This is a genomic window from Agromyces solani (assembly GCF_058349925.1).
In genome coordinates this window covers 1,021,055-1,029,379 of record NZ_JBYRER010000002.1, presented here as the reverse complement: position 1 = coordinate 1,029,379, position 8,325 = coordinate 1,021,055, and the positions used below count along the sequence as shown (strand labels likewise).

8 protein-coding genes are annotated in these 8,325 nt (G+C 70.9%); 2 read left to right on the top strand and 6 right to left on the bottom strand.

The window, feature by feature from the left end:
* Positions 1–527: 527 nt before the first annotated feature.
* Positions 528–1,829, bottom strand: coding sequence for a tyrosine--tRNA ligase (gene tyrS, locus AC3RJ7_RS12480; RefSeq protein WP_491456144.1), 1,302 nt, complete (start codon positions 1,827–1,829; stop codon positions 528–530).
* Between the two features lie 109 nt (positions 1,830–1,938).
* Here tyrS and AC3RJ7_RS12475 point away from each other — a divergent pair, with 109 nt between their 5' ends.
* Positions 1,939–2,559 (top strand): DNA-binding protein, encoded by a 621-nt coding sequence (locus AC3RJ7_RS12475; RefSeq protein ID WP_491456143.1) that lies wholly within the window; start codon positions 1,939–1,941, stop codon positions 2,557–2,559.
* Complete coding sequence (locus tag AC3RJ7_RS12470) at positions 2,556–3,161, top strand: hypothetical protein (RefSeq protein WP_491456142.1); 606 nt, start codon at positions 2,556–2,558, stop codon at positions 3,159–3,161. The genes AC3RJ7_RS12475 and AC3RJ7_RS12470 overlap by 4 nt, the downstream gene beginning before the upstream one ends.
* 29 nt (positions 3,162–3,190) lie before the next feature.
* Here AC3RJ7_RS12470 and AC3RJ7_RS12465 read toward each other — a convergent pair whose 3' ends face one another.
* From AC3RJ7_RS12465 to argB, 5 genes are read right to left on the bottom strand one after another with little or no spacing between them, the layout of a single operon-like run.
* A complete protein-coding gene (locus tag AC3RJ7_RS12465; RefSeq protein ID WP_491456141.1) occupies positions 3,191–3,769 on the bottom strand; it encodes a DNA-3-methyladenine glycosylase in 579 nt (192 codons plus the stop codon).
* A gap of 44 nt (positions 3,770–3,813) precedes the next feature.
* Positions 3,814–5,247, bottom strand: a complete 1,434-nt coding sequence (gene argH / locus AC3RJ7_RS12460; protein WP_491456140.1) for an argininosuccinate lyase — start codon at positions 5,245–5,247, stop codon at positions 3,814–3,816.
* Positions 5,244–6,173 (bottom strand): ornithine carbamoyltransferase, encoded by a 930-nt coding sequence (gene argF / locus AC3RJ7_RS12455; RefSeq protein WP_491456139.1) that lies wholly within the window; start codon positions 6,171–6,173, stop codon positions 5,244–5,246. The genes argH and argF overlap by 4 nt, the downstream gene beginning before the upstream one ends.
* A gap of 33 nt (positions 6,174–6,206) precedes the next feature.
* Positions 6,207–7,394: an acetylornithine transaminase gene (locus tag AC3RJ7_RS12450; RefSeq protein ID WP_491456138.1), complete on the bottom strand. Its 1,188-nt coding sequence runs from the start codon at positions 7,392–7,394 to the stop codon at positions 6,207–6,209.
* Positions 7,391–8,323 (bottom strand): acetylglutamate kinase, encoded by a 933-nt coding sequence (gene argB, locus AC3RJ7_RS12445; protein WP_491456177.1) that lies wholly within the window; start codon positions 8,321–8,323, stop codon positions 7,391–7,393. The genes AC3RJ7_RS12450 and argB overlap by 4 nt, the downstream gene beginning before the upstream one ends.
* Positions 8,324–8,325: the final 2 nt, after the last annotated feature.

Below are 8,325 nucleotides of genomic sequence, written 5' to 3'. Positions count from 1 at the left end.
TCAAATCACTGACAGAGAAACAACTGACTCGAAAATCAAATTGTCCATCAATCAAAGGAATCCCACCAACCAAAAGGCCGGTCGGGGTTCAAAAAATTGGCATTGAACATAGTGCACGCTGTTGAGTTCTCAAGGAACGGACGCACCCGCTTCACGATCCGATCGGGATCGATTATTCGGGGCTTTGTTCGTTGTTTCCATCCGGTCATCCCATGGGACGCATCCGAATGCTTCAAGCCGATGAAAAGACATCTTCGGGGCTTGGAATCTTCGTGCCGCTTGAGGAGGATCTGCGTGGCCTCTCGGCCTTCCCGCTCTCCGCTCCTGTGGGGCAACGAATGAATACTTTACGGAGAAGCCGGCACTCGCGCAACTCGGCCGTGCATCCCGGGCGTGTCGCGCTTGTTTCCGCGGTTCCGGGCCCCGATCGCCCCCGGAGCCGGATCCCGATTCCGCACCGCCCCCCGAACGCGGAACGGCCCCGCATCGCCTTCGCGATGCGGGGCCGTGGGCCGACCTTCGACGAGTCACTCGACGAAGACGCCGGCGAGGGTCTTCTTGCCTCGGCGGAGCACCGCCATCGCTCCCGGTGCGACGAAGTCCGCGAGGGTCGCCTTCTCGTCGTCGACGCGCACGTTGTCGAGCGAGACTCCGCCCTGCGCGATCGCGCGTCGGCCCTCGCTCGCACTCGCGACGAGCCCGGTGTCGGCGAGCACCTGCGCGATCGGCGCGTCGGGCGAGGTCGTCGTGTTGGGCAGTTCGCGGAGCGCCGACTCGAGCGTCGCCTCGTCGAGCGAGGCCAGGTCGCCCTGGCCGAACAGCGCCTGCGACGCCGCGATGACCGCGGCCGTGGCATCCGCACCGTGCACCAGGGTCGTGACCTCGGAGGCGAGCACGCGCTGGGCCTCGCGCCGGAAGGGCTCGTTCTCGACCGCCGCCTCGAGCTCCTCGATGCGGGCGCGGCTGAGGAACGAGAACACCTTGAGGCGCGCGATCACGTCGGCGTCGTCGGTGTTGAGCCAGAACTGGTAGAAGCGGTAGGGGCTGCACATCTCGGCGTCGAGCCAGATCGCGTTGCCCTCGCTCTTGCCGAACTTGGTGCCGTCGGCGTTCGTCACGAGCGGCGTGCCGATCGCGTGCACGCTGCGACCTTCGACGCGGTGGATGAGGTCGGTCCCGCTCGTGAGGTTGCCCCACTGGTCGCTGCCGCCTGACTGCAGGACGCAGCCGTACTGGCGGAACAGCTCGAGGTAGTCGTAGCCCTGCAGGAGCTGGTAGCTGAACTCGGTGTAGCTGATGCCGGCGTCGGAGTTCAGCCGCGAGGCGACCGCGTCCTTCTTGAGCATCGTGCCGACGCGGTAGTGCTTGCCGACGTCGCGCAGGAAGTCGATCGCGCTGAGGCCGGCCGTCCAGTCGAGGTTGTTCACGAGCCGCACGGGGTTCTCGCCCTCGGCGGAGAGGAACCGTGAGACCTGCCCCTGCAGGCGGCCGACCCATTCGGCGACGGTCTCCTTCGTGTTGAGCGTGCGCTCGGCGGTCGGGCGCGGGTCGCCGATGAGGCCCGTCGAGCCGCCGACGAGGCCGAGCGGCCGGTGGCCGGCCAGCTGGAGTCGCCGCATCACGATGAGCTGGACGAGGTTGCCGAGGTGCAGGCTCGGCGCCGTCGGGTCGAACCCGCAGTAATACGTGATCGGCTCGCCCGCGAGGAGCTCTTTCAGCGCGGCCCGGTCGGTCGACACGTGCACGTGGCCGCGCCAGACGAGTTCCTCCCAGACGTCTTCGAAGGAGGCGTCGTTCTGCTGGGTGGAGAGGATCACGGGGTCTGACACCCCGCCAGAGTATCAGCGGGTCGAATCAGGCTGCATCACTAAGGAATACTTGATTAGGGCTGTATACTTATCTCATATCGACTGAAGGATCCAAGGTGAAGGAGCCGAGATGATCGTCGTCACCGCCGACCAGGTCGCCAGCCGGACGAGGGCCGATCTCGCCGGATCCGCACGAGATCGCATCCAGCGCGCCCACGGCGACGCCCTGCTGCTGCCCGTCGCCCGCAATGCCGGCGACGAGATCCAGCTCATCACCCGCGACGGCCGCACCGTCGTCGACGTCGTCTTCGACCTCACCCGCGACGGCGGCTGGAGCGTCGGCATCGGCTGCGGTCCGGTGCGCGAGCCGTTGCCGGACGACATCCGGGAGGCCAGCGGCGAGGCGTTCTTCGCCGCCCGCGACGCGGTCGAGCGTGCGAAGAAGAGCGCTCCGCGAATCGCCGTCGAGGCCGGCGGCGAGGTGACGAGCGGGCCCACCGCCGCGGATGTCGAGGCACTCCTCACCCTGGCCCTGCTGCTGCGCGAACGGCGGTCCGACCAGGGGTGGGAGGTCTACGACCGCATCGTCGCCGGCGCGCGCCAGACCGACATCGCGGATGAACTCGGCGTGAGCGCGCCCGCGATCAGCTCGCGCATGAAATCGGGCAACATCCGGGCGGAGCTCGACGCGGCCCCGGCGCTCGCTAGGCTGCTTGAGCATCTGGATGCCTCGACGGAAGCCCGCGCATGAACCTCATCGTCATCGCCGACACGATCACCTGGTCGGCCCTGCTCATCTCGCTGGCCGCGGCCACGGTGCTCTCGGTGCTCGCGTCGCTGAAGCCCCGTCGCGCCTACGTCTGGTTCGCGACCGGCACCCTCGGCATCGCCCTCGCCGCCGCCGCGACCACGACGGCGACCGCACCGTTCGGGCTCGCGCCGATCGTCGTCGTGCTCGGGCTCGCGACCGCGGTCTTCGGCGGCAGCGCGGCTGCCGGCACGGCGCTCGAGCTCGCGATGGGCGGCGCGGTGGCGCCGGGTCTCCACGGCGGCATCATCGTCACCGACCGACGCATCGACCCGAACGCCGCCCCCGGCGTACAGCCGGTCGAGCGACGTCGCGAGGTGCTGCGCGGCGGCCTCACGATCGGCGTGCTCGAGCGGATCGCGTCCGCGGGGGCGATCATCGCCGGATTCCCCGAGGCGCTCGCGATCGTCGTCGCCGTGAAGGGCGTCGGCCGCTTCACCGAGCTCGAGGCGCCCGAGGCCCGCGAGCGGTTCATCATCGGCACCTTCGCGAGCCTCATCTGGGCGTGCGCCGCGGCGCTCGTCGTGCACCTGGCGATCAGCTGAGGCGCACGCCGCCGCCGCCGCCGTACGCGTCAGGCGGTCGGGTCGACGGCGCCCGCGTGCCGGCGATACGGCGAAACGCCCTCGTCGCCGGGCAGCCAGTAGCGCCAGGGATAGGCGCTGCCGCCGCCCACGCCGTTCACCCCGGTGCGCGGACCGTTCGCGGCGTGGAGCGGCCGCTCCGGGACGCGCAGGCCGAACGGTGCCGCGAGCAGGTCGCTGCCGTCCGCCTCGAGGGGAACGCCGAGCGCCTTCGCGAGCCGCCCGGGGCCGCGGGCGAGATCGCGATCGCTCACGCCGGGTCGTCGTCGGCGGGCGTGGTCGAGGCCGGCCACGACGGTGGCGCCACGCAGCAGCACGGCCGAGGACATGCCCGCCGGCCGAACGACGATGTTGAGGCAGACGTGCATGCCGTAGCTGAAGTACGCGTAGAGATGCCCCGGTTCCCCGAACATCACGGCGTTGCGCGGCGTGCGCCCGCGGAACGCGTGCGAGCCGGGATCCTCTCCGACACCGCGGTAGGCCTCGACCTCGGACAGCCTGATCGCGACATCGCCGTCGGGTGCACGGTACGAGAGCACCGCCCCGAGCAAGAGCGGCGCGAGTTGCACCGGATCCTGCTCGAAGTACGCCCGGTCGGGCGTGATGAGCTCGGTCAGTTCGACGCCTCGGGCAGTCCCGCCATCAGCTGCCGAACCCGCTCGGCGAGCCTGGCGAACTGCTCGGCGACGCGATCCGGTGCGGTGCCGCCGATGCCGTCGCGGCTCGCGACCGACCCCTCGATCGTCAGCACCCCCCGCACGTCCGGCGTGAGGTGCGGCGAGATCGCCGCGAGCGCGGCATCGTCGACGGCGTCGAGGTCGATCCCCTGCTGCTCGGCGTAGCGCACGAGCGCACCCGTGATCTCGTGGGCGTCGCGGAAGGGCACGTGCCGCTTCACGAGCCACTCGGCGACGTCGGTGGCGAGCGAGAACCCGGCGGGCGCGAGCTGGGCCATGCGGTCGGTGTGGAAGGTGAGCGTCGCGACCATGCCCGTGAACGCCGGCAGGAGCACCTCGAGCGTCTCGACGGAGTCGAAGACGGGCTCCTTGTCCTCCTGCAGGTCGCGGTTGTAGGCGAGCGGCAGCGCCTTGAGCGTGGCGAGCAGGCCCGTGAGGTTGCCGATCAGCCGGCCGGACTTGCCTCGGGCGAGTTCGGCGATGTCGGGGTTCTTCTTCTGCGGCATGATCGACGAGCCCGTCGAGAACCCGTCGTCGAGGGTGACGAAGCCGAACTCGCGCGTGTTCCAGAGGATGATCTCCTCGGAGATGCGCGAAAGGTCGATGCCGATCATCGCGGTGACGAACGCGAACTCCGCGACGACGTCGCGGCTCGCGGTGCCGTCGATCGAGTTCTCGGCGGGCGCGGCGAGCCCGAGGTCGCGGGCGACCGCCGCGGCGTCGAGGCCGAGCGTCGATCCGGCGAGCGCTCCCCCGCCGTACGGTGAGACGTCGGCGCGCTTCGTCCAGTCGACGAGCCGCTCGAGGTCGCGCGAGAGCGCCCACGCGTGGGCGAGCAGGTGATGCGCGAGCAGCACCGGCTGCGCGTGCTGGAGGTGGGTGCGGCCGGGCATGATCGCATCGCGGTGCGCGTCGGCCTGCGCGGCGAGCGCGTCGATGAGGTGGACGAGCTGCTGCCCGATCGTCGCCGCGTGGTCCTTCAGGTACAGGCGCACGAGCGTCGCGATCTGGTCGTTGCGACTGCGGCCGGCGCGCAGCTTTCCGCCGAGCTCGGGGCCGACGACGTCGATGAGGGCGGCCTCGAGCGCGCCGTGCACGTCCTCATCGCCCTCGGCCGCCGCGAGCTCGCCCGACAGCACCCTGGCCTCGAGCGTGTCGAGCCCGGCGAGCATCGTCGACAGCTCGGCGCCGTCGAGGTAGCCGGCCGCGGCGAGCGCGCGGGCGTGGGCCCGCGAGCCCGCGAGGTCGTAGCCCGCGAGCTGCCAGTCGAAGTGCGTCGACTTCGAGAGCCGGGCGAGCTCGGGCGACGGGCCCGTCGCGAAACGGGCGCCCCAGAGCGATCCCTCGTTGGTGCCGTGCTCGGTCATCATGCGTCCTTCCGGTCGAGGAGCCAGGTGAGCAGCGCCTTCTGCGCGTGCAGGCGGTTCTCCGCTTCGTCCCAGACGACCGATTGCGGGCCGTCGATGACCGCGGCATCCACCTCCACGCCGCGATAGGCCGGCAGGCAGTGCATGAAGATCGCGTCGGCGTCGGCCTCGGCCATGAGCGCATCGGTCACGCGGTAGTCGCCGAAGGTGGCGAGGCGTTCGGCCTTCTCGGCCTCCTGCCCCATCGACACCCAGGTGTCGGTGACGACGACGTCCGCGCCCCGGGCGGCCTCGACCGCGTCGTCGGTCACGAGCACGGAACCACCGGTGCTCTCGGCGATGCGACGGGCGTCGGCGACGATGTCGGCCCGCGGAACGTACGCCGCCGGTGCGGCGATCCGGACGTGCATGCCGGCGGTCGCCCCGGCGAGCAGGTACGAGTGGGCCATGTTGTTGGCCCCGTCGCCGAAGTACGACAGCGTGAGGCCGGCGAGCCCGCCCTTCCGCTCGCGGATCGTCTGCAGGTCGGCGAGCAGCTGGCACGGGTGGAAGTCGTCGCTCAGTGCGTTGACGACCGGAACGGTCGTGCCCTCGGCCATCTCTTCGAGACCCGCATGGGAGAAGGTCCGCCAGACGATCGCGGCGACCATGCGCTCGAGCACGCGCGCGGTGTCGGAGACCGACTCCTTGCCGCCGAGCTGGCTCTCGCTCGAGTTGATCACGAGCGGCACGCCGCCCAGGTCCGCGATGCCGACGGAGAACGAGACCCTCGTACGGGTCGAGGTCTTGTCGAACACGACGGCGACGGTCTGCGGGCCCTCGAGCGGGCGTGCGGCGTAACGGTCGGCCTTGAGCCGTGCGGCGAGGTCGAGCACCTCGGCTTGCTCGGCGGGCGTGAGGTCGTCGTCGCGGAGGAAGTGGCGGGTCATGCGGTCCGTTCGGTTCGGAGGAGCAGGAAGAGGTCAGCGGGCGGCGACGCGTTCGAGCGCGCGGCCGAAGCGGGCGTCGAACTCGTCGAGTTCGGCGTCGCCGACGATGAGCGGCGGGGCGATCCGGATGGTGGAATCATTGGCCGCGTTGACGATGAGCCCCTCGTCCATCGCGGCGGCGACGAGGCGCCCCGCGACGGGCTCGTCGAGGGCCACGCCCACGAGGAGGCCACGCCCCCGGACTCCGGTGACGAGCGGCGAGCCGAGCCCGAGGATGCGGTCGCGGAGCTGGGCGCCGCGCCGGGCGGCGTTGCCGACGAGGTCGGCGCGCTCGATCTCGCCGAGCACCGCGTTCGCGACCGCGGTCGCGAGCGGGTTGCCGCCGAACGTCGACCCGTGCTGTCCCTTCGTGAACAGCGAGGAGGCACGACCGAAGGTGACGAGCCCGCCGATCGGGATGCCGCCGCCGATGCCCTTCGCGACCGTGATCGCATCCGGCGCGATGCCGGCGTGCTGGAACCCGAACCAGGCCCCGGTGCGGCCGGCGCCGGTCTGGATCTCGTCGACGATGAGCAGCGCCCCGTGGCGATGGGTGAGTTCGCGTGCCGCTTCGAGGAATCCCGGCGGCAACTCGACGACGCCCGCCTCGCCCTGGATCGGCTCGAGGATGAGCGCCGAGACGGCATCGTCGAGCGCGGCCTCGAGCGCCTCGAAGGTCGCCGGGATGTGCTCGACGCCGCCGGGCAGCGGCTCGAACGGGTCGCGCATGTGCGGCTTGCCGGTGAGCGCGAGCGAGCCCATGGTCCGGCCGTGGAAGCCGTCGACGAGCGCGAGCACGCGCGTCCGCGCGCCGCCCGAGTTGTTGAGGCGCGCGAGCTTGAACGCGGCCTCGTTCGCCTCGGCACCTGAGTTGCCGAACCACGCCCGGCCCTCGTCGCCCGTGCCCGCGAGCCTCGTGATGCGCTCGGCGAGCTCGAGCGCGGGCTCGGTCGTGAAGTAGTTCGACACGTGCGCGAGCTTCGCCGCCTGCGCCGAGACCGCCTCGACGAACACGGGATGCGCGTGGCCGAGCGAGTTGACCGCGATGCCGGCGAGGAAGTCGAGGTACCGCTTCCCGGTGTCGTCCCACACCCAGCAGCCCTCGCCGTGTTCGAGCTTCGCGAGCGGCATGCCGATCGACCGCATGATGCGGGTGTCGAAGCGCTGCTGCCATTCGGTCATGAGGCACCTCCGGCCGGCACGACCTCGGTGCCGATGCCCTGCGGGGTGAAGACCTCGAGCAGGATCGAGTGCGGCACGCGGCCGTCGATGATCGCGGCCTTCGCCACCCCTCCCTCGACGGCCTCGAGGCACGCCCGCATCTTCGGGATCATGCCGGACTCGAGCGACGGCAGCAGCGACTCGAGCTCGGGCACGTCGATGACCGAGACGAGCGAGTCGCGGTTCGGCCAGTCGCGGTAGAGCCCGGCGACATCCGTGAGGATGACGAGCTTCGCCGCGCCGAGGGCCACGGCCAGCGCGGCCGCCGCCGAGTCGGCGTTCACGTTGAGCGGCTGACCGGGCGAGTCGCCGTCGGGTGCGATGGAGGAGACGACCGGGATGCGGCCGGCGTGGAGCTGGGCCGCGACCGCCTCGGGGTCGACCGCGACCACGTCGCCGACGAGCCCGAGGTCGACCTCGACGCCGTCGACGACGGCGCCGCGTCGGCGCCCCGTGAACAGGCCGGCGTCCTCGCCGGAGAGCCCCGCCGCGAGCGGCCCGTGCTCGTTGATGAGCGAGACGAGCTCGCGGTTGACCTGGCCCGACAGCACCATCCGCACGACGTCCATCGCCTCCGGCGTCGTCACCCGGTAGCCGCCGCGGAACTCGCTCTCGATGCCGAGGCGCTCGAGCATCGACGAGATCTGCGGCCCGCCTCCGTGCACGACGACGGGCTTGATCCCGGCGTAGCGGAGGTACACCATGTCCTCGGCGAACGCCCGCTGGAGCTCGGGGCTCACCATGGCGTTGCCCCCGAACTTCACGACGATGGTCTCGCCGTGGAAGCGCTTCAGCCACGGCAGCGACTCGATGAGCACCCGTGCCTTCTCGGCGGCCTGGGCCGCTTCTCCGGCCTCGCCGGAGGCATCCGCTTCGTCGTACTCGCCCATCA

Excerpts from the sequence above, each read along its gene's own strand:
- AC3RJ7_RS12475 (WP_491456143.1), top strand. The coding sequence starts at position 1,939 with ATGATCGTCGTCACCGCCGACCAGGTCGCCAGCCGGACGAGGGCCGAT.
- AC3RJ7_RS12470 (WP_491456142.1), top strand. The coding sequence starts at position 2,556 with ATGAACCTCATCGTCATCGCCGACACGATCACCTGGTCGGCCCTGCTC.
- argH (WP_491456140.1), bottom strand. The coding sequence starts at position 5,247 with ATGATGACCGAGCACGGCACCAACGAGGGATCGCTCTGGGGCGCCCGT.
- argF (WP_491456139.1), bottom strand. The coding sequence starts at position 6,173 with ATGACCCGCCACTTCCTCCGCGACGACGACCTCACGCCCGCCGAGCAA.
- AC3RJ7_RS12450 (WP_491456138.1), bottom strand. The coding sequence starts at position 7,394 with ATGACCGAATGGCAGCAGCGCTTCGACACCCGCATCATGCGGTCGATC.
- argB (WP_491456177.1), bottom strand. The coding sequence starts at position 8,323 with ATGGGCGAGTACGACGAAGCGGATGCCTCCGGCGAGGCCGGAGAAGCG.